Genomic DNA, 26069 nt, shown 5'->3' on the forward strand with positions numbered 1-26069 from the left:
TCGTCCCTCATGAGGGGGCGTAACCCACGGATCCGGAGGAGAGTTTTTCGATCAGGAAATCGACGGCGTACCGGTAGCCACTGATCCCGGCGCCCACGATCACGGCTTCCGCAACAGCCGACAGGTAGGACTGGTGCCGGAATTCTTCCCGCCGGTGCACGTTGCTGATATGCACCTCTACCGTGGGAAGGCCGACGGCGGCAATTGCGTCACGGAGGGCGACGGAGGTGTGGGTGTAGGCGCCGGCGTTGATGACGATACCGTCGGCGGCCCCTGCCGCAGCCTGGATGGCGTCGACCAGTTCGCCTTCATGGTTGGACTGCAGGCACGTGACGGCCCAACCGTGACGCCCCGCGGCGTCGGCGGCGAGAGCCTCGACGTCGGCGAGGGTTCCTGTGCCGTAGGTGGCCGGTTCGCGGGTGCCCAGGAGGTTGAGATTCGGTCCGTTGATGATCAGGAGCGTGGTGGTCTTCGGCATGGCTTAACTATGCCCCACACCCGGGTGCACCAAAAAGCAGCTGTGAGTCTTACAGCGGCTGGTCTGGGACTAGCTGACATCCACCACGGGCTTGGATGTATCGATAACTTCCCGGGCCAGCTCGTCCTTGAACTCCTGGCTAAACCGGCGACGCGATGCAGACATACTGCAGATCTCACTTTCAGTAGAAACCTCAGTTTAAGAGGTCCCACTGTCCGAAATCCCTAGGCTGCTCAGTTAGCGGAGGCCGCGTTGTAGGTCTTTTAGGGCGGTGGTGTGATCGCGGTAGGCTTTCCGGCCGGCTTTGGTGAGTCGGAAGACGGTGTGGGGTTTTTTGCCGAGGAAGGACTTGTTGATTTCCAGGTAGCCCTTGTCCTCCAGGATCGTGGCGTGTTTGGACAGCAGCGCGTAGCTGGTCCCGAGTTCGTCTTTCAGGGCCTGGTAGGTCGCGTCGTCCACGGAGGCTAGTGCTGCCATAATCGCGAATCTCACCGGTGAATGAACGACCTCGTCGAGGCGGTTCATGGCATCTCCTAGGCTCACCTGCCGCGTACCGCCAACCATAGTGAGCAGCCCAGCAGGGGAAGTGCCAGTACGATCGACGCTAGGATCGCCGTAGTCAGGGGTACTCCGCCGGTTTCGGAGCCGACCGGGCTCAGAATCTGATAGGTGATTCCGCCGCCTACTCCCAACCAGAGGGCCGAGAGTCCTTCGATCAAGGTGAAGTGTCTGGGCCGAACGGTACGGGTCCGGGAGCGGACGAAAACAAACAGAATGGCCAGCAGGACCAAACCGCCATAGACCACAACGGTACTTGTCCCGTTCACCAGGTCGGCGCCGGTGTGAAAAAACATGGCCATGAACAGCCCGCCTAACACCGCCCACACGGCGAGGACCACTGCCTCCGGCCCACTGGAAACATGGCGTCTTCTGGTGGCAGGCCTGGTTACAGCCGAGGGAACGCCGGTGCCTCGTTCATCATCCATGGTTCCAACGTATTGACAACTCAACGATTCGTCAACAAGCTGGCGCGCAGTAAAAGCCCCTCACAAGAGGAACCTCGACGGTGTGGCGGTGCTCAGGCTGACATCGGTGCGACGTCGGCTGGCCGGGTGAGGTTGGCTGTCCGGCGGAGGCGGACGGCGGCCAGCGCCCCAGCAACGGTCACCAGGCTCATCACCGCAAGAACAATTCCGGGGTGCCACCAGGCGCCGTCGGTAGCTGTACCGAGGACCTGGGTAATGGAAGGAGCGAATCCGGCGACAATCGCCGCCAGGCTATAGGCGAAGGACAGAGCGGTGAACCCGGTGCGGGGCTCGAAGATGTCTGCCATCAATCCGCCAAGCGCGGCCCAGCTGGCGGTCGGCAGGATGCCGCCCAACAGGATGGCGGCCACATAGGTGGGCGCATCGGCGATGCTGATCACCCAATACAGCGGGAAAGCGATGAGGGCGGTGCCGATAGCCCCGCCGGCGACCACCTTGGCCGAGCCGATCTTCATGGCCAGATAGCCGAACGCGGGAATGGTCAGCAGTTGCAGGAGCGAACCGATCAGGGCCGCGTTGAGCACGGTCTCCTGGCTGAGTCCCAGCCGTTGGGTGCCGTAGGCCTGAGTGTAGGAAACCATGAGGAAGTAGGAACCGATACCGAGCACTGCCGCTGCGGCCGCGACGGCGATTGCCGCAGGCTGCCGCCGGATGACTTCGACGAACGGAATGCTGGCGCGCGACTGTGTCTGCACGGTCTCTTTGAAAACCGGCGTCTCGTCAATGGCGAGCCGCAGGTACAGGGCGATGCCCAGGAACGGGAACGCGAGCAGGAAGGGGATACGCCATCCCCAGGTGGTCATGACGTCGGGCGCCACGACAGCGAGGATCAGGAACACCAGGGAGATGAGCATGGTGCCGACGGGGGAACCGAGCTGGGGAATCGAGGCGTACAGCGCGCGTTTACGCGGTTCGGCGTGCTCGGTGGCGATCAGGATGGACCCGCCCCACTCGCCGCCGAGGGACAACCCCTGCAGAAGACGGAGCACGGTCAGCAGGATGGGCGCCCAGACGCCGATCACGCTGTAGTCCGGGAGCAGGCCGACGGACCCGGTGGCCAGGCCCATCAGCACGATGGTCCAGATGAGGGTCTTTTTGCGGCCGATCCGGTCGCCGAGATGACCAAATACGATGGCACCCAGGGGGCGGGCGACGAAGCCCATCGCGAAGATCAGGAAAGCGGAGAGGGTGCCCGCGAGGGGATCCTGGGCGGCGAAGAACACCTGGTTGAAGACCAACGCAGCAGCGGTTCCGAAGACGTAAAAGTCGTAGGACTCGAGGGTGGTGCCTACAAACGAGGCGGCCGCGGACTTACGGGCCATCTTGCGGTTGGCGGCCGGGGACGGGCCAGTGGTCGCGGGGGCAGCGGTAGTAGACACGTTTCGAAATTGTCCTCGTGCCGCAGGCCGAGGCGCCACCCCTGCCGGGCAAGATCACAACCCCCCGGGATGCACATCACACCGCCCGGAGGCACCCCCCCGGGTCCGCCTGGGACCCGGGATGGTGCCCCGGGACCCAGGCGGGGAGTTACTTTCTCAGGGACTGAGCGATCTGAGCCATGATCGTCGGGTCGGACAGGGTCGACGAGTCGCCGACTTCCCGGCCCTCTGCAACGTCCTTGAGTAGGCGGCGCATGATCTTGCCGGAGCGGGTCTTCGGGAGCTCGGGCACCACCAGGATGTTGCGCGGCTTGGCGATCGGCCCGATCTCCTTGCCCACGTGGTTGCGCAGGGTGGTGACGATGTCGTCGTCGTCGACGGCCGAGCCACGCAGGATCACAAACGCGACCACTGCCTCGCCTGTCGTCTCATCGGAGGCACCGACGACGGCGGCCTCAGCCACCGACGGGTGGCTGACCAGCGCCGACTCGATCTCGGTGGTCGACAGCCGGTGACCGGAGATGTTCATCACGTCGTCCACGCGGCCCAGCAGCCAGATGTCGCCGTCCTTGTCGCGCTTGGCGCCGTCCCCAGCGAAGTACATGTTGTCGAAGCGGGACCAGTAGGTGTCCTTGAACCGCTGCGGGTCGCCCCAGATGCCGCGGAGCATGGACGGCCACGGTTCGCGGACCACCAGATACCCGCCCGAACCGTTGGGCACCGATTCGCCCATCTCATCCACGACATCCACCGAGATCCCCGGCACCGCCACCTGCGCGGAGCCCGGCTTGGCGTGCGTGACGCCCGGCATCGGGGCGATCATGTGCGCACCGGTTTCGGTCTGCCACCAGGTATCCACGATCGGTGCACTGCCCCCACCGATCATTTCCCGGTACCACATCCACGCCTCAGGGTTGATGGGCTCACCCACGGAGCCCAGCACGCGGATCGAGGTGAGGTCGTATTTCTTGGGGATGTCGCGGCCCCATTTCATGAACGTCCGGATCGCCGTCGGAGCCGTGTACAGGATGGACACCTTGTACTTTTCCACCAGTTCCCACCACCGGCCCTGATGCGGGGTGTCGGGGGTGCCCTCGTACATGAGCTGGGTGGCGCCGTTGACGAGTGGCGCATAGGCGACGTAGCTGTGCCCGGTGACCCAGCCGACGTCGGCCGTGCACCAGAACACGTCGGTCTCCGGGCGCAGGTCGAACGTGTTCTTGTGGGTGAAGGCCGTCTGCGTCAGATACCCGCCGGTGGTGTGGAGGATGCCCTTGGGCTTCCCTGTGGTGCCCGAGGTGTACAGGATGAACAGCGGGTGCTCCGAGTCGTGTCCGACGGCGGTGTGATCGGCTGATGCACCGCCGACGGCGTCACTCCACCAGACGTCCCGACCTTCGGTCCACTCCACCGGCTCGCCGTTGCGCTTAACCACCACGACGTTAGTGACGGTGTGCCCCTCGCGTTCCAGGGCGCCGTCGACGGCTGGCTTCAACGCGCTGGGCTTGCCGCGACGGTAGGTGCCGTCCGCCGTGACGACGAGCTTGGCTTCAGCGTCATCGATCCGGTTGCGCAGAGCCTCGGCGGAGAAGCCGCCGAAGACCACCGAGTGCACAGCACCAATCCGGGCACAGGCGAGCATGGTGATGACTGCCTCGGGGATCATCGGCAGGTATACCGCCACCCGGTCACCCTTCTCGACTCCGAGCGAGAGGAACGCGTTTGATGCTTTCTTGACCTCTTCCGTGAGTTCCGCATAGGTGTAGGAGCGGGTGTCGCCGGGCTCGCCTTCAAAATGGATGGCTACACGATCCCCTCGGCCGGCCTCAACGTGGCGGTCAAGCGCGTTGTAGGCGGCGTTCACCCGGCCTCCGACAAACCATTTCGCGAAGGGAGCGTCGGAGAAGTCGAGAGCCTGGGTGAAATCTTCGTCCCAGGTGAGCAGGTCGCGTGCCTGAGCGGCCCAGAACTCCGGCCCGGCCTTGCCTTCCTCATAGAGGGAGGGCTGAGCTACGGCATTCGCCGCGAACTCTTCGGTGGGAGGAAAGCTACGCTCCTCCAGAAGCAGATTCTCAAATGCGTCGCCTTGCGTGGTCTGGGTGTTCTCAGTCATGTTCAACCCTTCATCGTGCCGGATAGCGTTAGGCGGCGAGCCACCCGGTTCGAAACCGGCACGCAGCACCGCGATACTGCTGACCAGACTAACTGCGCGCACCGACTTTGTGTGGGCGCGCTCACATCCGCAAATGTGAATGGTCGAATTTCTGCGGTGAGCGGCGGTGAGAAGGGCGCGAGTGGACCCGGATGGCTAGTGGAGGAGGGGCGGGTTGACTACTCTGGTGACAGGAAGCAAGGCTGGCCACTGCGGCCCGCCCGGCCGCTGCGACGAATGGAATCCCGAAATGACACATCCGCACACCGATCGGTTCGCTGGCAGCAGCAGCGACAGTTCACACCGCGCCAGCGAGGCGGTTCTGGGCCCATTCACTCTCCGCGAGGCGGTAATCGGCGGTTCGGTGTTGCTGATCTTCATCGGCTCGCTGCTTCCCTTCTTCGAGGCCAATAACTGGTTCGGCAACCTGTGGAACGCGTCCTCCCTCTTCTTTCTCGGAATCGGTATCATCCTCCCGGTAGCAACTGCGGGCTTGATTGCCGCCCGGCGGCTCGGGACCGACCTGCGGATCGGTTCGCTTTCGGTCGACCAGTTCGCGTCGGTGGTGGCCGCGCTTGCGACGACCTTCTTCTTCCTGCAGACGGTCACCTCCTTCCACATTGGGCCGCTCGTCTGCCTCATCGGCGGGATTGGCATGCTGGCCGCCACCGTCGGAGGCCCGCATCTGCCGATGTTCGCCCGAGATTTTGCAGGCCGTCCCAGCTCAAACGCCCACCTGATGGCCCGTAGCATCCTGCCAGCCGCACCGAAAAAGCCCAAAGCCTCCGAGCCAGTTGCGGCCGAGCAGGTTACCGAGTTCACTCCCCAGCCAGCCTCGACGGCGGCGGCAGGTGCCAGCGCAGCAGCAGCGGGCTTCGGCGCAGGTCACGCCGGGACCACATCGCAGCCTGCCGCGCAGAAGAAGAGCCCAGGCATTGCCGGCAAGTTCGGATTCGGCGCCGCAGCGAAGTCCTCTTCGGGCGACCAGGGCCCGAGCAGGCCCGAGGCCCATCTGAACAGCGGAGTGGGGGCAGCAGCGGGGGTCCAGGACAAGGAACTGGCTGACGCCGATTCATCCGGCTACCCGAGGTTCGCTGATGAGGATTTCGCCCCGTATGGCACGTCCCCCGACTCGGCGCAGTCGCCTGACTCCGCACAGTCGCCTGACTCTGCAAAGTCGCACGACTCCGCCCAGTCGCCCGACGGCAACTCCGACGCTGGTGTCAGCTCACCGACCGCGGATCAGGCTCCGGTGGATACCGGCCAGCAGGCAACTGCAACCCGGAAAGCCGCTACCCCCGAAACATCCTCCGCAACAACTGCTGCAACCGCCGCCGCGACAACTGCGCAGCCGGTCGTGAAACGCCAGCCCAGCGAGTCCCAGGACTCTATCTCAGCGACCAAGGACGCGGACGACGACGCCCCGGTGGTGGAAGCCTTCTGGTTCGCCGTCGGTTCACCCCGCCCGGTGGTCGACGAGGCCTCGGGTGTCGAACTCTTCGTCCTGCTTCCAGGTGACTGGGAGGTGGGCATCGAGGACCGTGGCGAGGAATTTCTGGTGCAGGACAAGCGCACGGGCCGGATCGGTGTCATGCGGGATCTCACCAACATCGAGCGCGCACCGAGCGACGGCTAGGCACCGACAGTGGTCGGTACGGTCTCCGCGGGTTCCCCTGATCCGTCGCCGCTCGCCATCAAGCGGCGGGCCCGCAGGATTCATCGCAGGCTGGCCGAGGAATACCCCTACGCCGTTGCCGAACTCGACTTCACCAATCCCTTTGAGCTTCTCGTAGCGACAGTCCTGTCGGCCCAGACCACCGATGTCCGGGTCAACCTCACCACCCCGGCCCTGTTCGCCAGGTACCCCGACGCCCGCCGTCTTGCTGAAGCCGACGAAATGGACCTGCAGGATCTGATCCGGCCCACCGGATTTTTCCGCGCCAAGTCGAAGAGCCTGCTGGCCTTGTCCAACCGCCTCGTCGATGAGTTCGATGGGGTGGTCCCACCACGCCTGGAAGACCTTGTCACCCTCCCCGGAGTGGGTCGTAAAACCGCCAACGTGGTGCTCGGTAACGCGTTTGGCATCCCCGGGATCACTGTCGACACCCACTTCGGCCGGCTCGCGCGGCGCTTCCGTTGGACCGAGTCCGACGACGCGGTCAAGGTGGAGGCCGATGTCGCCCGCTTGTTCGACCCGTCGGACTGGACCATGCTCTCCCACCATGTGGTGTTCCACGGTCGCCGGGTCTGCCATGCACGCAAACCAGCCTGCGGCGCATGCCCCCTGGCCGCCCTCTGCCCCGCCTATGGTGACGGCGAGGTGGACCCGGTCAAAGCCGCGAAGCTGCTGAAGTACGAGTTGGCGCCGGGGCGGGAAGAGTTGCTGCAGCTGATGCGCGGGGGCGCCACGCGGCGCGAACTGCAGGCCGCCGGATACAGCCTCGGAGCATGAGTGCCCGTCAACAGTTGCTGGATCTGGCGAAGCGGTCCGTGTCGCAGCCGGGGACACTGCGCGGCATCGACCCGGCAGAGGCGCGCCACGCAGCGGTCCTGATCCTCTTCGGTATCCTCGATGACCGGCCAGCTGAGTTCCATGCGGGTGCCGTGCCCGATGATCTGGACGTCCTGCTGGTGCTACGTTCAGGGTCGCTGACGGACCATCCAGGTCAGGTGGCGTTCCCAGGGGGCCGGATCGACGACGGCGACGACGGCCCGGTGGCGGCGGCGCTTCGGGAGGCGTGGGAGGAAACCGGCGTCGACACCGCCGGGATCGAGGTGCTGGGACCGCTCCCCGAGTCTGGGCTTCCGGTCAGTAACTTCCTGGTCACACCAGTGCTCGCCTGGTGGGCCGACCAGTCACCGGTCACGGTGGTCGACGAGGCGGAGTCCGAACACGTCTTCCGGGTACCCGTGGCGGACCTGCTCAACCCGGCGGGCCGACGTTCCGTGATTGGGCACCGCAACGGCGTCACCTGGACCACCCCGGCTTTCCTGGTCAGGGACGTCACGGTGTGGGGATTCACTGCGCTACTCCTGGACGCCTTGTTTGATGACCTGGGGTGGACCCTGCCGTGGGACAAATCAGATCAGATCCCACCACCGCTCTGACCGACCAAGGCACCCTATTTGGCGTCCGCGTAGGAATCCACCACCACCACATTGACCGCAAAGTCGATGGGTATGTCCCCGAACATCAGCCGGGTCGCCGACTGTGCCGCGTCGGTGACCACCCGGCAGACCTCGTCGACCTGGGATTCGGGGACATGCAGCATCACCTCGTCGTGCAGAAAGAACACCAGTAGGTCAACGGGGGCTGGAACTGCCTTCGCGCGCAATTGACGCCGCAGTTCCGCGAGCCAGCAGAGCGCCCATTCGGCGGCGGTCGACTGGACCACAAAGTTGCGGGTGAACCGGCCTCGCGATCGGGCAAGACCTTCCGCACGACGCTGCTCATCAGCGGTGGAGCTTTGCTGCGACGCCAGCCACGCGTCAGTTGCCGGGGGGCAACCGCGTCCCAGGTAGCTACTCACCACACCACCGGCCTCGCCCGTGCGGGCAGCACTCTCCACGACCCCGATAGCCTGCGGATAGGTGCGGGCCAGTTGGGGCATCAACCGGCCAGATTCGCCGGTAGTGGCGCCGTACATCGCGCCCAACATCGCAAGTTTGGCCTTGGCCCGGTCGCCAAAGCCCTGCTCGGCAATCCCCTGATACAGGTCTTTCCCCCGGGCCGCAGTTGCCAGCGCCGAATCACGGCCGAGCGCTGCCAGCACCCGGGGTTCCAGCTGCGCTGCGTCAGCCACCACAAACCGATAGCCCGGATCGGGTCGCACCGCGTCACGGATCTGTCGAGGAATCTGGAGGGCGCCGCCACCCCTCGAGGCCCACCGCCCCGATACCACTCCGCCCACCACATACTCGGGTCTGAAGCGGCCGCCCTGCACCCAGGCATCCAACCAGGTCCACCCATTGGCGGTCAGCAACCGGGAGAGCTTCTTGTAGCGCAGCAGGGGTTCAATCCCCGGGTGCTTGTGCTGTTCCAGCTCCCAGGACCGCGTGCTGGTTACCTCGATGCCTGCCCGGTGGAGCGCTCGCAGCAGCTCCTGCGGTGAGTCAGGGTTGAAACCGGGGTTGTTCAGGTGCACCCGTAGCTCACCGGCTATCCGCTCCAGCTCAGCAGGCCGCACGCCTTCACGGGGGCGGGGACCCAGCTGCGATTCCAGCAGCTCCTCATGAAGATCACGACGCCACGGTATTCCTGCGGCCTCCATCTCGGCGGCCAGGAGGGCGCCAGCCGATTCAGCCGCTAGCAGCAGCGACAGCCGCTGGGGAAACCGCCCTTCCGCAACAGCCTGCTGCTGGTCGCGGAACTCGGTGAGAACCTCGTCCGGCCCGGGTCCGCCGGGGGCGGAGGGGGTCTCGAAGAGGCTGAACTGCCCTATCGATGCGGCAACCGGGGGAAGTTGCCGCGCGGGGGCCTGATCCTGTGCGTCGGCGCTGTCCTGCAGCTTGGTGATGTAGGGCAGGTCAGCTGCGAAGCGAGAGTGCCGGAGGATGTCCCGGCACAGGCTCAGGTCATGGCACCGCTCGACGCTGATCTTTTGGTGCAGGAGCTGCGGGTACCAGTTGCGGGTGGCATCCCACACCCAGCGCACCTTCTGCGCCTCAAAGTGGCGGACGGCCGCGGCAAGTTCGTCGTGCCCGACGACGACGGCCGCACCAGTGGCCGATCCCGACGCATCCGCGGGTTGCAGCACGGCGACGGCGTCGTCTGTCGACCCCCCAGCCGGCCAGACAGGGCTGCCTGGGGCGGGCGGTGAGGACACGACAACATACATGGCTCTATTGTCTCCCGCCCCCCAGACAATCCTGGTCGGGCCCGGCACCCCGCAAACCGCTCCTGTGGAGGCACCCGTCCTCCACAGGAGCAATTGTCGGACGCCTGTCCACATACGCCCGCTAGACTGCCCGGGCATCAGCTCCGGGGCCCCACGCTTGACCCATGACAGAAGGACGTCCCTGGCTCCCGGCTTCCGGGCGGGCAGGCGTAGCGTTGGTGACCAGCTCGCAACGCATCCGGGATGAAACCGCGAGGGTCGCGGCCGCGGCAGGGCTGGAGCTGACTGTGACGACCACGCTCCCCGAAGCCCGCCAACTGCACCCCGCCGTGCTGCTCGTGGGCAGCGACAGCGCCGAAACAGGATCAGCAACTGACGGTGAGCTGATCCTGGTGGGCCTATCTGGGGAAGACGGTGCAGTGTGGCAGACAGCAGCCCGCCTCAACGCCTCCCAGGTTGCCCTGCTACCCGCTGCTGCCGGCTGGCTGGTGGAACGCTTCGCTGGCCTTCGGGCAAGCGGCCCGCGCGGTCACGTCCTCGGCGTGATGGGCTGCACGGGCGGGGTCGGAGCCAGTTCGCTGAGCTGCTGGCTCGCACTCGCCGCCGCCCGGTCCGGTCGGTCGTGCCTGCTCCTCGACGGTGATTGTGCGGGCGGGGGACTGGATCTCGCCGTATCTGAATCGCTCTCCGGTATCCGGTGGGAAGATCTCGGTGAGGTCAGCGGCACGCTCAACCCAGATCAACTAGTGGATGCGCTCCCCGTGGTCAGGGGTGTATCAGTCCTGGCCATGGGAGGGTCGCCGGCGATTGAGGCAGGGATACTCGGCTCTTCAGCTGTTAAGTCAGTGCTGGACGCGGTCCGAAGCGGTTTTGACCTGACAATCGCTGACCTTCCGTCCGGGTGGCCCTGGGGCGGACCGCTGCTTCCCTTCTGCGACGAACTGGTGCTGCTCGTCCCGGGGCGCCGTCGCCCCCTCGCTGTGGCCCATTCGATCGTGCAACAAACTCAGTTTCTCCCCGTCGGTCTCGTGGCCCGCGGCCCATTCGCTCAGGGCCTGGATCCGCACCGGGTGGCCGAGCTGGCGGGTGGGCCCCTGATTGGGTATCTTCCGCAGCTGCGCGGCGTACCCACGGCTGAACGGCAGGGACGACTCCTAACCATTGGCAAGCACCGCCGGGTGCAGGCCCTCACCGCGCAGGCGTTGGCCACGGTGCCTTTCCATGCGAGGGGAGCCAGGCCGTGAGCGATCTGACACGCAGCCGACACCGTGACAATACGCACCGTGACAATACGCGCCGAGACAGCGCGGGGCCTGACAGCGCGGGCCGTGATGATGGGAACCGTGGTGCAGCCGCGGCGATGGTGAGCGAAGTGCGCCAAGCGGTCCTTGCCGACCAGCTACCGCTCACCGGGGCTCGTCTGGCTGCCGCCGTCCAATCGACGGGCAAGCTGCTGGGGGCCACCGGAATGCTCCGGACCGTTGACCAGGTGCAGGCAGAGCTGCAGGGGTTGGGGCCGCTGCAACACCTTCTCGAGGACCTCTCCGTGACAGACATCCTGGTCAACGGGCCCGATGAGGTGTGGGTGGACGGGGGCGCCGGACTGCGGCGAACCTCCCTCCGTTTCCGTACCGATGCTGAGGTGCGTGCCTTGGCAACCCGGCTCATTTCAGCCGCTGGTAGACGTCTCGACGACGGCAACCCGTGCGTCGACGTCCGCCTGGCTGCATTTCGCGTCCATGCTGTCCTGCCACCGGTGTCCAACCGGGGCACCCTGCTGTCTATCCGCGTTCAACGCCATCGTGAGTTCACCATGGACGAGCTGATCCAGTCGGGAACCCTTGATCCGCTGATGGCCGAGGTGTTGCACGCGGTAGTGGTGCGGCGGCTGAACTTCCTGGTCAGCGGTGCAACTGGCACCGGCAAGACCACGCTCCTGTCGACGCTGCTGGCCCTGAGCGCTTCCTCTGAGCGCCTGGTGACGGTTGAGGATGCGGCTGAGTTGAACCCGCGTCATCCCCACGCAGTATCTTTGCAATGCCGCCACAATAATGCGGAGAGCTCCGGTGCAATCGACCTGGCGGAACTGGTCCGACAAGCGATGCGGATGCGTCCCGACCGGCTGATCGTCGGGGAGTGCCGTGGCGCAGAAGTCCGGGAACTCCTCGCGGCGATGAACACTGGTCACTCCGGTGCCGGCGGCACGATCCACTCCAACTCAGCTGAAACCGTCCCCGCACGGTTGATGGCCCTGGGATCCCTGGCCGGCCTGAACCGTGAAGCAATCACACTGCAAGCCGCCAGTGCGCTGGACGTCGTGGTGCACCTGGTACGCAGCCCGGGGGGACGGCAGGTTGCGGTGATCGGCCTGGTGGAACTTGACGACGCCGGCGCGCTAAGAGTTCGCCCCGCCCTTGTCCGGTGCGGCGGTGGATGTGAGGCGGCGCCGGGCTGGGCGCGGTTGCAGGATCTGCTCAGGATTGGACCAGCGTCATGACGGGATTCGCCGTCGGCGGGTTGATGCTTGTGGCCTTTCTCATCCTCGCCGTAACGGAGGTCCGGAGGGAGGGCCAGAACAACGCTGGGGAGCCAACCGGGGTCGGGTACCGGATCGCAGCGACGCGCAACCTGACCCGACCCGCCCAAGTAGCCCCGTCGGAGCTGCCCCTGTTCGTGTACCAGCTGACAGCGCTGCTGCAGGCGGGAAGGGCGCCGCACCAGCTATGGCAGGACATGACCGTGGTGTATTCGGCGGCCGGCAGGGAACGGATCCCGGGTTCCGGTCCTGGGTTCGAACAGGTTGCGCTGCCAGTTGTTCGCGCCGCCCAGCAGGCAGCAGCAATCGGGGCTGGGATCCCGGAGGTCCTCCGGCGCGCAGCAGCTGATCCGCACGGACGCGAACGCTGGCGCCTTAGCCGAGTCAGGACCCCACCAGCGGACTGTTCAGGCATGTGGCGGGACCTGGCGGTATGCCTGGAAGTATCCGAGCGAAGCGGCGCGCCACTGGTCGAAGTCCTGGGCCGGTATGCCGCCCAGCTGGAGCAATCACTCAGCGCCGCTGCGTCACGGGCAACGGCGCTGGCCGGGCCAGCCGCCACCGCGCGTCTCCTCGGCTGGCTCCCGATCTTCGGACTTGGATTGGGCTACCTGACCGGCGCTCAACCCCTCGCTATCCTGTTCGGGTCGCTTCCCGGGCTGGTGTTGCTGTGTACAGGGAGCCTTCTGATGGTGGGCGGACGAGTCTGGTCCAATCGGCTTGTTGCCGCTGCGGCCCGGGACGGCTGAGGTGACCGGGCTGCTGGTCTTTAGCCTGACGGGCGCGGCTTTCCTCCTGCTGACAGCGTCCAACGGGCTGGTTGGTGTGAGGTGGGGTTGCAGGGAGGTTCCCGGGCACCGGACAGGGGCACCGCCGTGGCGGTGGCGCCGCGGCGGTGCGCCGCACGCGAAGAATCAGGACGCAGACGTCCTCGACACCGCATTGATGATTGATCTTCTCGCCGCAATTCTGACCGCCGGGGCGCCAATCGGAGTTGCTCTCACATCACTCGCTGGCTCCTGTCCACCGTCGTTGGCACGTGGCCTGCGAGCCGTGGCGAGTGCCCTGTCACTAGGCGCTGATTGGGACGTGGCGTGGAACTCAGCCGTCGCCCGCTCAGATGTCCGGACGGGGGAAATCCTCGTGGTGCTCAGCAGCGCTTTGCGGTTCGCTGCACTCACCGGTGCCTCGTCAGCCGGAATTGTCCACACCCATGCATCGCAGCTCCGGCGCCGCAGAAATAGCGAAGCAGAGCAACGAGCGGCCACGCTCGGCGTCCGGCTCGTGGTGCCTCTGGGTCTTTGTTATCTCCCGGCGTTCATCTGCTTCGGGGTGCTTCCGGTGGTCTTCGCCCTGGTTCCGGAGTGGTAGCGCCAGTGAATACCGAACTACTGAGACTTGTCCACATAACCCGGTTGCGGTGCCCAACGGCCGGGCACTGCCGGGCAGAGTGTGAAGAGGGCGTCCTGGCGCCCACCAGCAACCTCCCAGATACCCAGTCGGAGAGGGCGGCGCAGTTCGCCGGTGCTGCAGCATACGAATACTAAGGAGAGAGATATGTCGTCAGTAAGAGGGTCAGGTTCGCAATGGAGACGTCGGGTTGCCGACCGGTGGCACCGCCTAGCCAGTTCGGAGGCCGGGATGGCCACCGCCGAGTACGCGATTGCCACGCTCGCCGCGGTGGGATTTGCTGCCCTCCTCGTGGCGGTCCTGTCGAGTGGGGAGGTCAGGGGAATGCTGATGTCCCTCATCAGCTCGGCCCTGAGTTTCGGGTAGCTGGCTGATGCCAGGGATCAGGCCGGTGGTGATACGGCAGCGCGGTGCGGTGACGGCAGAAGTCGCGATTGCGCTGCCGTCGCTGGTTTTGCTCCTCGCGCTCCTCCTGGGTGCCGCAACCGCGGGACTGACGCAGCTGCGGTTGGAGGAGGCAGCCCGCGCAGGTGCCCGGGAGGTCGTGCGCGGCGAGTCAACGGGTCAGGTGCAAACGACGGTGCGGCGCCTTGCAGGTGGGAATGTGCAACTTGATCTAGTGAGCGACGGTGGCTGGTCAACGGTGACAGTCAGCTCACGTCTGGCCGTCCCGTTGCTGGACCAGTTGGGGTGGGAGCTGTCAGCGTCAGCAACGGCGCGCTCCGAGCTGCAGAGCGAGGAATCCGCACCCACTCAGACCGGGACAGCCGGGCGTTATCACCTACAACCCGAGGCCCCGATCGGACCAGACGCGCCGCGGATAGGTCCGGTAGGTCCCGTAGCGACGGCAGGTAGGACATGAGGAGTCTGTGCGTCGCCAGGAACCCCCACGCTGAAACCGGCGCCGGGGCGCACGCTGAAACCGGCGCTCAAACCGGCGCTGAAACAGGGGCCGGGACCGCACTGATCTGTGGGTTCGCGCTGGTGGTTCTCACCCTGATTACGGCAGTAATCTTGTTGGCACAGGTCGGTACGGCAGCGGCACGGGCAGCTACCGCCGCTGATCTCGCGGCCCTGGCCGCCGCCGACGCGTCGCGTGGATTGACCGCGGGAGATCCCTGCACTGTCGCGATGGAAACCGCTGCGGCCCATGGCGCCTCCGTGCAGTTCTGTGCCCGGGAGGGCCCCGGGGGCACCATCGTGGAGGTGCGCACTTCGTTCACGGTGAAGGTGGTGATTGCCGGGTACCCGCTGCTGCCGGATGCACTGGGTCGGGCACGCGCCGGACCGCCGCCCTAGGACCGAACCGGAACTGGGCCAGGAACCGAACCCGGGCCAGGAACAGGAACAGGAACAGGAACAGGACCCGAACCCGAACCCGAACCCGAACCCGAACCCGAACCCGAAGCCGAAGCCGGCCCAGGAACAGGAACAGGGACAGGGAAGCGCCGGTCGCCGCACCTGGCCAGCGGTCCTAACGGTGCGACGGGTTGGGGTCCTGCGCCAGGATCAATGCCAATAGTGTTGCGGCGCCGGACTTGCTCAGCGGGTTGTTGCGGTTGCCGCACTTGGGCGACTGCACGCACGAGGGGCAGCCCGTGTCGCACTCGCACGCATCAATGGCGTCGAGGGTCGCCTTGACCCAGATCCGGACGGCTTCGTAGCCCCGCTCGGCAAACCCCGCCCCGCCGGGATGGCCGTCATAAACGAAGATGGTAGGGAGCATCGTGTCGGCGTGCAGTGCGGTTGAGACTCCACCAATATCCCATCTGTCGCTGGACGCCACGAGGGGTAGCAGACCGATGGCGGCATGTTCCGCGGCGTGGAGTGCGCCCGGCAGATCGGCGGCGGTCAGGCCGCTGCCTTCCAGTAGCTTCTGGTCGAACTCGAACCAGACACCCTTCGTGTGAAGATCCCGGGCCCCGAGTTCGAGCGGCTCTTCACCAAGGATTTCGTTGGAGACGAAGGCCTTCCGTTGAAACGACACCACCTGCGTGGTCACCATTACCTCGCCGAACCGGATCTGTAACCCGCCCCAGTCCTGTGTCCGGCTGGTGCTGATCACTTCAATCTCGGTGATATCCCTGGCCTGGGTGTAGTAATCCGGGTTGGACCGGGTCACCATGGCGCAATGATCCTGTTCATTCAGCTCGTCGACCACGTAGGTCTGCCCTTGATGCACATAGATCGCACCGGCATGCGCCTGGTAGTGGCTCTGCGGCGAATCCATGGTGCCGAGCATGGTTCCGGTCCCGGTCTCGACAATGCTGATCGGGCCGCCACCGTCGGCGCGCAGGCTGACCATCCCGGCAGCGCTTTGCGGGTGCGTCCAAAACCATCCGGCGGGCCGCTGGCGGAGGAACCCCTGGCTGACCAATTTCGCGAGCAGGTCCTCAACTCCGGAACCGAAGAGCGCGAGATCAGCCGATGTCAGCGGCAACTCGGCGGCGGCTGCGCAAAGGTGTGGGCCGAGCACATAGGGATTGGTGGGGTCAAAAACGGTAGCTTCCACCCCGACGTCGAACACTGCCTCCGGATGATGCACCAGATACGTGTCGAGTGGGTCATCGCTCGCGATGAAGGCTGCGAGCGCGTCCTGCCCCGACCGTCCGGCCCTGCCGATCTGCTGCAGGAGCGAGGCCCGGGTGCCGGGCCACCCTGCTACCAGAACGGCGTCCAGCCCGGAGATATCGATACCAAGTTCAAGCGCGGGCGTGCTGGCAATACCGAGCAGCTGCCCGCTGCGCAGCGCTGACTCCAGTTCCCTGCGCTCCTCGGGAAGGTAACCCGACCGGTACGCAGCAACCCTGCCGGGCAGGCTGGGATGAACCTCATGGAGCAGCCGCTTTGACATCGCGGCGATGCTCTCCGCTCCCCGCCGCGACTTGATGAATGCGATCGTCCGGACCTGCGCGGAGACCAAATTGGTCAACAGGTCAGACGTCTCGGCGATGACGGTCCGGCGTTTGGGGGCACCGTTCTCTCCCCGCAGATCAGTGAGTTCTGGTTCCCAAAACGCTACCGTCGTTGACCCATGTGGGGAACTGTCCTCCACTACCGGCGTCGCCTCACTGCCAATCAGTTTCCCGAAGGAGGCACCAGGATCGGCCGACGTGGCGGAAGCGCCAATGAAAACGGGGGAGACGCCGTAGTACTCACAGACGCGCCGCAGACGACGCAGCAGATTCGCCACGTGGGAGCCGAAAACCCCACGGTAGCTGTGGGCTTCATCGACGATCACATACTTCAGCCGACGAAAAAACCTGGCCCACCAGGAATGGTTGGGCAGGATCCCGTAGTGCAGCATGTCGGGGTTCGCCAGCACCAGGTTTGCGTGGTCGCGGATCCACCGGCGGGCTGTCGGATCGGTGTCGCCGTCGTACGTTTCCGCCCGGACCGTCGGAATGTTCATGGCCTTCACTGCCGCCAACTGATCTGCGGCGAGTGCCTTGGTTGGTGCGAGATAGAGAGCCACCGAACCGGTGGGCTCCAGCGAGGTCCGGTCCCCTAACGCGGTCCGGTGAATCTCGTCGAGCACCGGCAGCTGGTAGGCAAGCGATTTCCCGGATGCCGTGCCGGTGGCCACAATGGTGTGCCGACCGCTATGCGCAGCGTTTGCTGCTATCACCTGATGCCGCCAGGGGGTAGTCACGCCCAACGACGCATAGGCAGCGACAATATCGGGGTGGGCCCAGTCCGGCCACGGCTCGGTGACGGCCTGCCGGGCGGGAATCTCCCGAACGTGAACCAGCTGCTCCGGTTCGGTGCCCCCACCAAGTAGGGGAATCAGGGAGTCATGAAGGGCCACCTTGCCATTGTGTCACTCCGGCGGGTGCGGGAAACCAGAAAAGGTAGGTTAGGCGCGAACCACGAAGACGTCGGCGAGATGCTGCCAGCCCAGGTACTGATACAACTGCTGGCCGTCAGCCGACGCCATGAGCAGCCCGTGTTCCACATCGTCTTCCAGCACCGCCGAGGTAAGCGCACGCATCACGTAGCTGCCGAGCCCGCGACGACGGAACTGTTCACTCGTCATGATGCGGTCATAGACGGCGAAGCCCTGTTCCACTGCGACTGATCCGCGGGCCGCCTCCTCACCGTCGGCGGTCACGATGACCCGGCGACAGGTTGGCTCACGAAGGTGGGTAATGGAGAACACCTCATCAGGCGGGCGAGGGTCCTCGACGTCCTGACCGTCCATGTTCACGGTCATCAGTGCCTGATGGTTGTCAATCACCCTCAGGCCCAACGGGCTGAGTAGGCCGAGTAGTTCGTCCATCCGGGTGGTCACCACGGTGAGGAGACGATTCGGGTCGGCTCTGGTTTCAGTTGCGAGCGAGAGTGCCAATTCGTCGGTGGGTTCATACAAGAAGTGCTCCTGCTGATTGCCGTGATCCGTGAGGGATACGGACACCGTGCGGCCATCGTCGTGCGGCTGATAGCCCCGGCAGGAGGACCAACCGGAGATCCACGTCTTCAGCAATTCTTCGGAGAGATGTGCACTCATGAAATGACCTTAGGCTTTGTGGCTGGTATTGAACATAGGACACCGAAGCCGTAGTCGATTCGAGACCTCACCGAGGGCGGACCGTTATGCTTGACTGCGTGTCCATGAACCGCATTGTGCTGTATTACGCTTTCACCCCGCTACCCGATCCGGAGGCCGTCCGACTCTGGCAGCGGGCACTCTGCGAGAAGCTCGGGCTCCGGGGCCGAATCCTGCTGTCGAAGGACGGGATCAACGGAACCGTCGGCGGCGAATTGAACGCCATGAAGCAGTATGTGAAGGCAACCCGCGAGTATCCGGCCTTCAAAAAGATGGACATCAAGTGGTCCGAGGGCGGGGCAGCTGACTTTCCCCGGCTCAGCGTCAAGGTACGAGACGAAATCGTGTCTTTCGGCGCCCCCGCGGAGCTCAAAGTCAACGAGGACGGCGTTCTGGGTGGCGGCACGCACCTGAAACCCGCGGAACTGCACCGCCTGGTCGATGCCAAAAAGGCCAGTGGTGAGGAAGTGGTCTTTTTCGACGGTCGCAACGCGCTGGAGGCGCAGATCGGCCGGTTCAAAAACGCGATCGTCCCGAATGTCGCGACCACCCAGGACTTCGTCAATGAACTCGACTCTGGTCGGTATGACGACCTGAAAGACAAACCGGTGGTCACCTACTGCACCGGGGGGATCCGCTGCGAAGTTCTGTCCAGCCTGATGATCAATCGCGGCTTCACCGAGGTGTACCAGTTGGATGGCGGAATCGTGCGGTACGGGGAGGAGTACGGTGACTCGGGCCTCTGGGAGGGGTCCCTGTATGTTTTCGACAAGCGCATGCACATCGAGTTTTCACAGGATGCAAAAACCATCGGCAAGTGTGTTCGCTGTGAGACACCGACGAACAAGTTCGAGAACTGTTCCAACCTCGCCTGCCGCAATCTGACCCTGTACTGTGCGGACTGCGCCGCTTCCCCATCGACGCTGCGCTGCCCTCAGGGCTGCGAATCCGATGAGGCCGAGGCAACCGCCGCGGGTGCTGCGTGAGGCATGCCGAGTTCACCAGCGATGTCCCTGATGCACCGCTCAGCAGTGACAAGGCGCTCCTGGCGGCCCTCACCGCCGACCTTCAGTCACTCAATTACACGCCCGACGGCGTCGCCGGGCTCATCGGTGTCGAAGCCTGGGAGTCGCTCGAGAAGGATCAGCTGATCCCCGCGCTCCTCGCCTGTCGGCAAGCGGACACAGCAGCCGGGGATGAACCCACTGCTGCGGTACTGCTGTGGCTGCTCGGCGAAACGGTACCCGAAGCCCAACTCAGCGAAGCCTTCACCCGAACCACACCAGTCGGGCTGGGCCAGCTGGGGCTGGCTGAACGGGATGGTGCGGACGGCTGGCGGGCGGTTGTCGACCTCCGTCCCTACACCTCCGACGCCGGGGGCGATCTGTGGGTGGCCAGCGACCTGGGCCAACATCAGCGGCCCGGGGTGCTCCGCCGCGATCACGTCCTCGGTATCGGCCAGGCTTCTCGCACCCTGGCCCAACTGACGGTCCGGCCTGTCGTGGACCGTGCCCTGGATCTCGGCACCGGGTGCGGCATCCAGACCTTCCACCTCCTTGGCCATGTTCGGCATGTCACTGCCACCGATATTTCGGCTCGAGCGCTTGCGTTTACCCGTTTCAACCTGCTCCTGAATTCTGAAGGGTTAGGGCTGGACCCCGATGACCTCGGAAACCGGGTCACCCTCCGGCAAGGCAGCCTCCTCGATCCGGTAACCGGCGAAACGTTCGACCTGGCAGTTTCCAACCCTCCGTTCGTCATCACGCCCCGTCGCCCGGGGGAAACCGCTGATAGCCAGTTCACCTACCGTGATGGCGGGCTGCCCGGCGACGATATCGTCTCGACACTGTTCAGGGAACTACCTTCCGTCCTCACCCCGGGTGGCACGGCCCAGCTGTTGGGCAACTGGGAAATTACCTCCGGGGCGAGATGGCACGATCGGATCGAGTCCTGGCTTCCCGCCAGTGTGGACTGCTGGGTTCTGCAGCGGGAACAGTTGACGCCGTCGGGCTACGCGCTGACCTGGCTGCGGGACGCCGCCGAAACCCGTGATCCGGACGCGTTCGTTGACCGCTACGCGGCCTACGTCGACGACTTCCGGTCCCGCAACGTTGAATCAGTCGGCTTCGGCGCGGTGCTGCTTCGCACGCAAGGAGTGCCGCGCACCGGCCAGCCCGCCATCCACCAGGCTGCCTCAGCACCGGAGGTGCCGCTCCGTCGGTTCGAGGAGATCACGCACGCGCTGGAGCAACCGATTGCCCCGCACTTCGCCGCCGGCATGGGCAGGTACGACTGGGCCGTCGAGCACGCCGGTGACCTACCCGAGCAACATTTGCTGGTGGCCGACGACGTCACCGAGGAACGCCACCAGCGCCCGGGCGCCGAACACCCCGGAGTGATCCTGCTCCGGCAAGGTGCTGGCTTCCGGCGCACCAACCTGCTGAGCACCGAGTTGGCGGGCTTCGTTTCCGCCTGCGACGGTGACCTCTCGGCCGGTCAGATCGTAATGGCTCTCAGCGCCCTCCTTGGCCAGGACGACGACGCCTTCCGGGCCGCGCTGCTGTCCGACGTGAGAGAGCTTGTCCTGGACGGATTCCTGATTCCGGCAGCAGCCAACTAACGCAGGAAGGCCACCGATCCCGGCCGCCAGCCCGGGTGCCGGGCAGCCCCGGCGAGGAGAGGTTGTGCACAGTTATCCCCCTTTTGTGACCACCGGTACACCGAAGCCGTTACCCTATTGCAGGAAGGCATGCCGCATACTGTGAAGGGTATGGGGGCTCATAGCCTGAGCCGCCCCGTTACGAAGACCGCTGAAACGCCATCAGCTCAGCGGACCTATATATAGGAGAGAAGTGCCCACTAAGGCAACGGACAAGAAGCCCGGCCGCAAGCTCGTCATTGTTGAGTCACCCGCAAAAAGCAAGACCATTGCTGGTTATCTCGGCGAGGGCTTCGAGGTCACGGCGTCCATGGGGCACATCCGGGATCTTCCCCAGCCCTCAGACCTGCCCGCCGAGCTGAAAAAGACCGGTGTCGGCAAGTTCGCGGTGGACCTCGACAATGACTTCGAGCCCTACTATGTGGTCTCGGCCAACAAGAAGAAGACAGTCGCCGAGCTGAAGGCGGCGCTCAAGGGCGCCGAAGCCCTCTACCTCGCAACTGACGGTGACCGCGAGGGTGAGGCAATCGCCTGGCACCTGCTTGAGGTGCTCAAACCCAAGGTCCCGGTCTACCGGCTGACCTTCCCCGAAATCACCAAGGAAGCCATTCAGCGGGCGCTCCTGGAAATGCGCGAACTCGACATTCCGATGGTCGACGCCCAGGAGACCCGGCGGATCCTGGACCGGCTGTACGGCTACGAAATCTCACCAGTACTGTGGCGCAAAGTGGCTCGCGGCCTCTCAGCCGGCCGGGTACAGTCGGTCGCCACCCGGCTCGTCGTCGAACGCGAGCGCGAACGGATGGCCTTCCGTGCAGCGTCCTACTGGGACCTTACCGGCACCTTCTCACCGCAGAGCGGTGACGAGCGTCAGTCCTTCGCTGCCAAACTCGTCAGCCTCGACGGTTCTCGGGTGGCGACAGGCAAGGATTTCACCGACCTCGGAGAGCTGAAGTCATCGACGGTGGCACGGCTCGACGCCGAAACCGCTGAATCGCTGGCGGCCGAACTGCAGGACGCAGAGTTTGCGGTCCGCTCGGTCGACACCAAGCCCTACACCCGCCGGCCGGCAGCGCCGTTCACTACCTCGACCCTGCAGCAGGAAGCAGCCCGCAAGCTGCGGTTCTCCTCCCGGGTCACCATGCAGGTTGCCCAGCGCCTGTACGAAAACGGCTACATCACGTACATGCGAACCGACTCGCCAGCCCTCTCGGACCAGGCCGTCAACGCTGCCCGCCGCCAGGCATCCGAACTGTACGGTGCTGAATATGTCCCGGACGCCCGCCGCGTGTACAAGGGCAAGTCCAAGAACGCCCAGGAAGCCCACGAAGCGATCCGCCCCGCCGGTGACTCCTTCCGCACCCCAGCGCAGGTCGCTGGACAACTTCGCGGCGAAGAATTCCGGCTGTATGAACTCATCTGGAAGCGCACGGTCGCTTCCCAGATGGCTGATGCAAAGGGTTCGACGGCGACCCTCCGGTTGGGTGCCCTCGCGGCCGGCCCGGACGGAAAGACGCGTGACGCTGAATTCTCGGCCTCCGGCACGGTCATCACCTTCCGCGGCTTCATGGCTGCATATGAGGAAGGTAAGGATGCCGGGCGCAATGAGCAGGATGCCTCGGCCGATGGCGGGCAGGAAGCAAGGCTTCCCAACCTCGCCGCGGGTGACAAGTTGGGGGCGGAGGAGGTCAACGCCGTCGGGCATGAAACCTCACCGCCGCCTCGTTTCACTGAAGCTTCGCTGGTGAAAGTCCTGGAGGAGCTGGGTATTGGCCGGCCCTCAACCTACGCCGCAACCATCTCCACCATCATGGATCGTGGATATGTGCGGACCCGCGGGCAGGCGCTGGTCCCCAGCTGGATCGCTTTCTCGGTGGTCCGGCTTCTGGAGGAGCACTTCCACGACTACGTCGACTACGACTTCACTGCGGAGCTGGAAGAGGACCTGGACCGCATTGCCCGCGGTGAGGCTGGCCGGGTCGACTGGCTGAACCACTTCTATTACGGGGACCGCAAGGTCACCGGGCTCCACACCATCGTGAACGACCTCGGCGAGATTGACGCGCGCAAAATCAACTCCATTGAGATCGCCGAAGGCATCACACTGCGCGTCGGCAAGTTCGGGCCCTACCTGGAGAAGCCGCTCCCCGCTGATGCTGAAGAGGGAACCGAACCGCAGCGCGCCAACGTTCCTGAGGACCTGGCCCCCGATGAGCTGACTGTCGAGAAAGCTATCGAGCTGATGAACACCTCCGGCACTGAGGAACGGATCCTCGGCGAGGATCCGGACACGGGGCGCTCCATCGCGGCACGGGACGGCCGGTATGGTCCCTACGTGATTGAGCTCATCCCGGAGGTCACCGAAGAGGAGCTCGCCAAGCAGCCGGTCGAGTATTACAAGAACGGGAAACCGAAGCCGCCGAAAAAGCCGACCAAAGAGAAACCCCGCACAGGGTCCCTGTTCGCTTCAATGTCGCTGGACACGGTGACTCTCGAGGACGCCCTGAAGCTCATGAATCTTCCGCGGGTTCTTGGCGTTGACGCCGAGGGCAAGGAGATCACCGTGCAGAACGGCCGGTTCGGTCCGTACCTGAAGAAGGGGACCGATTCGCGGTCCATCGGGTCGGAGGAGGAGATTTTCACCATCACGTTGGAACAGGCGCTGGAGATCTACTCCCAGCCCAAGCAGCGTGGCGGGAGGACGGCCGCGCCGCCGCTGGCCGAGTTCGGCGATGATCCGGTGTCCGAGAAGCCGGTAGTGGTCAAAGACGGCCGGTTCGGCCCGTACATCACCGACGGGGTCACGAACATCACCGTGCCGCGGTCAATGGCCATTGAGGAACTGACCCGCGAACTGGCACTCGAGCTGTTGGCGGACAAGCGGGCCAAGGGGCCGGCTCCGAAGAAGACTGCCAGTCGCGCGCCCGCCAAACGCAAGGTCGCTGCACGGAAGTAGGGTCTGATGACGGGCCCTTCGGGGTCCGCCACTAGTAATAGGACGCCGTGGGGCGCGTCGTCAACGAAAGTATCGACGAGAATAATGGAATCATGCGTCTAGGCGTCTTGGATATCGGATCAAATACTGTGCATCTGCTCCTGGTGGATGCCCACGCCGGGGCACGCCCGGTGCCTTTTGCGTCCCACAAGCGGCCGCTCCAGCTTGTCGCTCACCTCGACAGCGAAGGCGCCATCAGCGATCGCGGTCAGCGTGAGTTGATCAATTTCGTCAAGGATGCACGAAAATTCGCGAGCCGGCATGGTGCTGAGGACTTCCTCGCGTTCTGCACCTCAGCAATCCGCGAGTCGGCAAACGGTGAGGCCGTGCTGCAGCGGGTCAAAGCGGAAACCGCTGTGGTACTCCAGGAACTCTCCGGCGATCAGGAAGCGGCAATGACCTTCCAGGCGGTTCGCCGCTGGTATGGCTGGAGCCCCGGGTCCATCCTCAACCTGGACATCGGCGGCGGCTCATTCGAGATGGCGATGGGCGAGGACGAACTGCCCGAGGTGGCGATTTCCGTGCCCCTGGGAGCTGGCCGGCTCACCCGCGACTGGCTCAACGATGACCCCCCGACAGCCAAAAGCGTGAAGAACCTCCGCCGCTACATCCGCGCAACCATGAAGGACGCCGCGGCCGAATTCAAGTCCCTCGGAGAACCGCAACTGGTGGCAGGCACATCGAAGACGTTCAGATCACTCGCCCGTCTGGCCGGAGCCGCCCCCTCAGCGGCCGGACCGTTCGTCCAGCGCGAACTCCGGCTGGAAGACCTGTCCCTATGGACCAAGCGATTGGCGGCCATGTCGGTAAAGGACCGGGTGAACCTCGACGGCGTCTCGGAAACCCGGGCGCCGCAGGTCCTCGCGGGTGCCCTGGTGGCCGAGGCAGCCCTGGAGGTGTTCAAGGTCAACAGCGTCAAGATCTGCCCGTGGGCCCTGCGTGAGGGTCTGCTGCTGCGCCGGTTCGACACCTTGATGTTCGAGGCGCAGGAACCGATGCCCGCCGTCGGCGTCGGGCACGTCAAACTGAGTTCCGCCCTACAGGACGAGCCATGGGCAGGATGAGCGGCGCTGTGAACGAGGGGGCCGCGCCGGAGGGGAACCAGGGGGTGCGCGTGGCGCTGTCCAGCGCGTCAGTCTACCCACTGGCCGTCCATGAGGCTTTCGCGGTGTCCCGCAGCCTCGGCTACGACGGGGTTGAGGTGATGGTCACCAACAACCATGTGAGCCAGAACCCCGACAAGCTCAGCGCACTCAGCCGGCAGTATGGCCAGCCGATCGTCGCCATTCACGCCCCAACCCTGCTGCTGACCCAGCAGGTGTGGGGCAAGGCATGGACGAAGGTGGAAATGTCAGCGGCGATGGCAGCCGAGGTGGGTGCTGGGACCGTCGTGGTGCACCCGCCCTTCCGCTGGCAGAGTGGCTACGCGGAGAACTTCGCCGAGGGGGTGCAGCGCATCACGGCTGAGTACGGGATCACCGTTGCCGTGGAAAACATGTACCCGTGGCGGGTCCGTGGGCGTGAAGCGAAAGCGTATCTGCCGCACTGGAATCCGGTGCCGCAATCCTATGAGGCGATCACCTGGGACTTCTCGCACGCCGCAATAGCCGGGATGGACTCGTTGGAGGAAATGCGGACACTCGGCGACCGGCTGTCGCACGTCCATCTGACCGACGGCACCCCCAACGGTAGAGACGAACATTTGTTGCCCGGCCAGGGGACTCAACGCTGTGCGGAATCGCTGGAGTTTCTGGTCAATTCAGGTTTCACCGGGGTTGTGGCGGTCGAAGTAAGCACGAGAAAAGCGAAAGGTGCCGACGAGCGGGACAAGTGGTTGGGGGAAACACTTGCTTTCGCTCGACGGCACCTGGGTCAGGCCAAGGAAACCTGACGGTTCATCACTCGCTCCTCTAGGAGGTGTTACCAACATTAGGCCCGCTAGTTGTGAGTTAGCCGGGAGGATGCTGGTAGTCGGGTGTGTGGACGGCGGATCCGGCCCAGGGTGCGGGAGAGCTTAAAGGACGGCGCCG

Annotated in this window: 23 protein-coding genes; 15 read left to right on the top strand and 8 right to left on the bottom strand. The window is 64.9% G+C overall.

All coding sequences use genetic code 11. The features are described from left to right. Positions 1-7 precede the first annotated feature (7 nt). From aroQ to acs, 5 genes are all read right to left on the bottom strand, one after another. On the bottom strand, positions 8-478 hold the full coding sequence (gene aroQ / locus ACX80Z_RS04720) for a type II 3-dehydroquinate dehydratase (RefSeq protein WP_019483156.1): 471 nt from the start codon (positions 476-478) through the stop codon (positions 8-10). Between the two features lie 237 nt (positions 479-715). Continuing rightward, complete coding sequence (locus ACX80Z_RS04725; RefSeq protein ID WP_459315056.1) at positions 716-1003, bottom strand: winged helix-turn-helix domain-containing protein; 288 nt, start codon at positions 1001-1003, stop codon at positions 716-718. A 14-nt stretch (positions 1004-1017) separates the two neighbouring features. After that, on the bottom strand, positions 1018-1464 hold the full coding sequence (locus ACX80Z_RS04730; protein WP_459315057.1) for a hypothetical protein: 447 nt from the start codon (positions 1462-1464) through the stop codon (positions 1018-1020). Between the two features lie 92 nt (positions 1465-1556). After that, positions 1557-2903, bottom strand: a complete 1347-nt coding sequence (locus ACX80Z_RS04735) for an MFS transporter (protein ID WP_019483157.1) — start codon at positions 2901-2903, stop codon at positions 1557-1559. A gap of 148 nt (positions 2904-3051) precedes the next feature. Beyond that, entirely contained in the window at positions 3052-5016 is a 1965-nt protein-coding gene (gene acs / locus ACX80Z_RS04740; RefSeq protein WP_019483158.1) for an acetate--CoA ligase, read from the bottom strand. A 289-nt stretch (positions 5017-5305) separates the two neighbouring features. On the opposite strand from acs, the gene ACX80Z_RS04745 reads away from it, so the two are divergent. Genes ACX80Z_RS04745 through ACX80Z_RS04755 form a run of 3 tightly spaced genes read left to right on the top strand, consistent with a single transcriptional unit; the run spans position 5306 to position 8163 of the window. Continuing rightward, positions 5306-6691, top strand: a complete 1386-nt coding sequence (locus ACX80Z_RS04745) for a hypothetical protein (RefSeq protein ID WP_459315058.1) — start codon at positions 5306-5308, stop codon at positions 6689-6691. A 9-nt stretch (positions 6692-6700) separates the two neighbouring features. Further along, entirely contained in the window at positions 6701-7507 is an 807-nt protein-coding gene (nth, locus tag ACX80Z_RS04750; protein WP_459315059.1) for an endonuclease III, read from the top strand. Continuing rightward, on the top strand, positions 7504-8163 hold the full coding sequence (locus ACX80Z_RS04755) for an NUDIX hydrolase (protein ID WP_019483160.1): 660 nt from the start codon (positions 7504-7506) through the stop codon (positions 8161-8163). The genes nth and ACX80Z_RS04755 overlap by 4 nt, the downstream gene beginning before the upstream one ends. A gap of 14 nt (positions 8164-8177) precedes the next feature. Here the strand turns inward: ACX80Z_RS04755 and ACX80Z_RS04760 are convergent, their stop codons facing one another. Further along, entirely contained in the window at positions 8178-9893 is a 1716-nt protein-coding gene (locus tag ACX80Z_RS04760) for a bifunctional 3'-5' exonuclease/DNA polymerase (protein ID WP_459315060.1), read from the bottom strand. Between the two features lie 164 nt (positions 9894-10057). On the opposite strand from ACX80Z_RS04760, the gene ssd reads away from it, so the two are divergent. The 7 genes from ssd to ACX80Z_RS04795 all read left to right on the top strand — a co-directional run bounded on the left by ssd (position 10058) and on the right by ACX80Z_RS04795 (position 15138). Beyond that, positions 10058-11137 (top strand): septum site-determining protein Ssd, encoded by a 1080-nt coding sequence (ssd, locus tag ACX80Z_RS04765; RefSeq protein WP_459315061.1) that lies wholly within the window; start codon positions 10058-10060, stop codon positions 11135-11137. Continuing rightward, complete coding sequence (locus ACX80Z_RS04770; protein ID WP_459315062.1) at positions 11134-12390, top strand: TadA family conjugal transfer-associated ATPase; 1257 nt, start codon at positions 11134-11136, stop codon at positions 12388-12390. The genes ssd and ACX80Z_RS04770 overlap by 4 nt, the downstream gene beginning before the upstream one ends. Further along, positions 12387-13178, top strand: a complete 792-nt coding sequence (locus ACX80Z_RS04775; protein ID WP_459315063.1) for a type II secretion system F family protein — start codon at positions 12387-12389, stop codon at positions 13176-13178. The genes ACX80Z_RS04770 and ACX80Z_RS04775 overlap by 4 nt, the downstream gene beginning before the upstream one ends. Continuing rightward, positions 13153-13800, top strand: a complete 648-nt coding sequence (locus tag ACX80Z_RS04780; protein ID WP_459315064.1) for a type II secretion system F family protein — start codon at positions 13153-13155, stop codon at positions 13798-13800. The genes ACX80Z_RS04775 and ACX80Z_RS04780 overlap by 26 nt, the downstream gene beginning before the upstream one ends. A gap of 186 nt (positions 13801-13986) precedes the next feature. Next, on the top strand, positions 13987-14205 hold the full coding sequence (locus ACX80Z_RS04785; RefSeq protein ID WP_459315065.1) for a DUF4244 domain-containing protein: 219 nt from the start codon (positions 13987-13989) through the stop codon (positions 14203-14205). Positions 14206-14254: 49 nt separating this feature from the next. After that, on the top strand, positions 14255-14701 hold the full coding sequence (locus tag ACX80Z_RS04790) for a TadE family type IV pilus minor pilin (RefSeq protein WP_237715297.1): 447 nt from the start codon (positions 14255-14257) through the stop codon (positions 14699-14701). Then, positions 14698-15138 (top strand): Rv3654c family TadE-like protein, encoded by a 441-nt coding sequence (locus tag ACX80Z_RS04795; protein ID WP_459315067.1) that lies wholly within the window; start codon positions 14698-14700, stop codon positions 15136-15138. The genes ACX80Z_RS04790 and ACX80Z_RS04795 overlap by 4 nt, the downstream gene beginning before the upstream one ends. A gap of 175 nt (positions 15139-15313) precedes the next feature. On the opposite strand, the gene ACX80Z_RS04800 is transcribed toward ACX80Z_RS04795, so the two are convergent. Together ACX80Z_RS04800 and ACX80Z_RS04805 are read right to left on the bottom strand one after the other, a co-directional pair. Continuing rightward, positions 15314-17647, bottom strand: coding sequence for a DEAD/DEAH box helicase (locus ACX80Z_RS04800; RefSeq protein ID WP_459315068.1), 2334 nt, complete (start codon positions 17645-17647; stop codon positions 15314-15316). A gap of 48 nt (positions 17648-17695) precedes the next feature. Then, positions 17696-18346 carry a GNAT family N-acetyltransferase gene (locus tag ACX80Z_RS04805; protein ID WP_459315069.1) on the bottom strand — a complete coding sequence of 217 codons (651 nt, stop codon included), beginning with the start codon at positions 18344-18346 and terminating at the stop codon, positions 17696-17698. A 98-nt stretch (positions 18347-18444) separates the two neighbouring features. On the opposite strand from ACX80Z_RS04805, the gene trhO reads away from it, so the two are divergent. The 5 genes from trhO (at position 18445) to ACX80Z_RS04830 (ending at position 25930) form a co-directional block, all read left to right on the top strand. Continuing rightward, on the top strand, positions 18445-19371 hold the full coding sequence (gene trhO / locus ACX80Z_RS04810; protein ID WP_024475524.1) for an oxygen-dependent tRNA uridine(34) hydroxylase TrhO: 927 nt from the start codon (positions 18445-18447) through the stop codon (positions 19369-19371). Continuing rightward, the gene (locus ACX80Z_RS04815) at positions 19368-21005 is read left to right on the top strand and encodes a DUF7059 domain-containing protein (RefSeq protein WP_459315070.1); all 1638 of its coding nucleotides are present in this window, start codon (positions 19368-19370) and stop codon (positions 21003-21005) included. The genes trhO and ACX80Z_RS04815 overlap by 4 nt, the downstream gene beginning before the upstream one ends. A 232-nt stretch (positions 21006-21237) precedes the next feature. Beyond that, positions 21238-24000 carry a type I DNA topoisomerase gene (topA, locus tag ACX80Z_RS04820; protein ID WP_019483173.1) on the top strand — a complete coding sequence of 921 codons (2763 nt, stop codon included), beginning with the start codon at positions 21238-21240 and terminating at the stop codon, positions 23998-24000. Between the two features lie 92 nt (positions 24001-24092). Next, the gene (locus ACX80Z_RS04825; RefSeq protein ID WP_459315071.1) at positions 24093-25103 is read left to right on the top strand and encodes a Ppx/GppA phosphatase family protein; all 1011 of its coding nucleotides are present in this window, start codon (positions 24093-24095) and stop codon (positions 25101-25103) included. Beyond that, complete coding sequence (locus ACX80Z_RS04830) at positions 25091-25930, top strand: sugar phosphate isomerase/epimerase family protein (protein ID WP_459315072.1); 840 nt, start codon at positions 25091-25093, stop codon at positions 25928-25930. The genes ACX80Z_RS04825 and ACX80Z_RS04830 overlap by 13 nt, the downstream gene beginning before the upstream one ends. The last annotated feature ends 139 nt before the right edge of the window (positions 25931-26069 follow it).

Source organism: Arthrobacter sp. TMT4-20 (assembly GCF_054510775.1).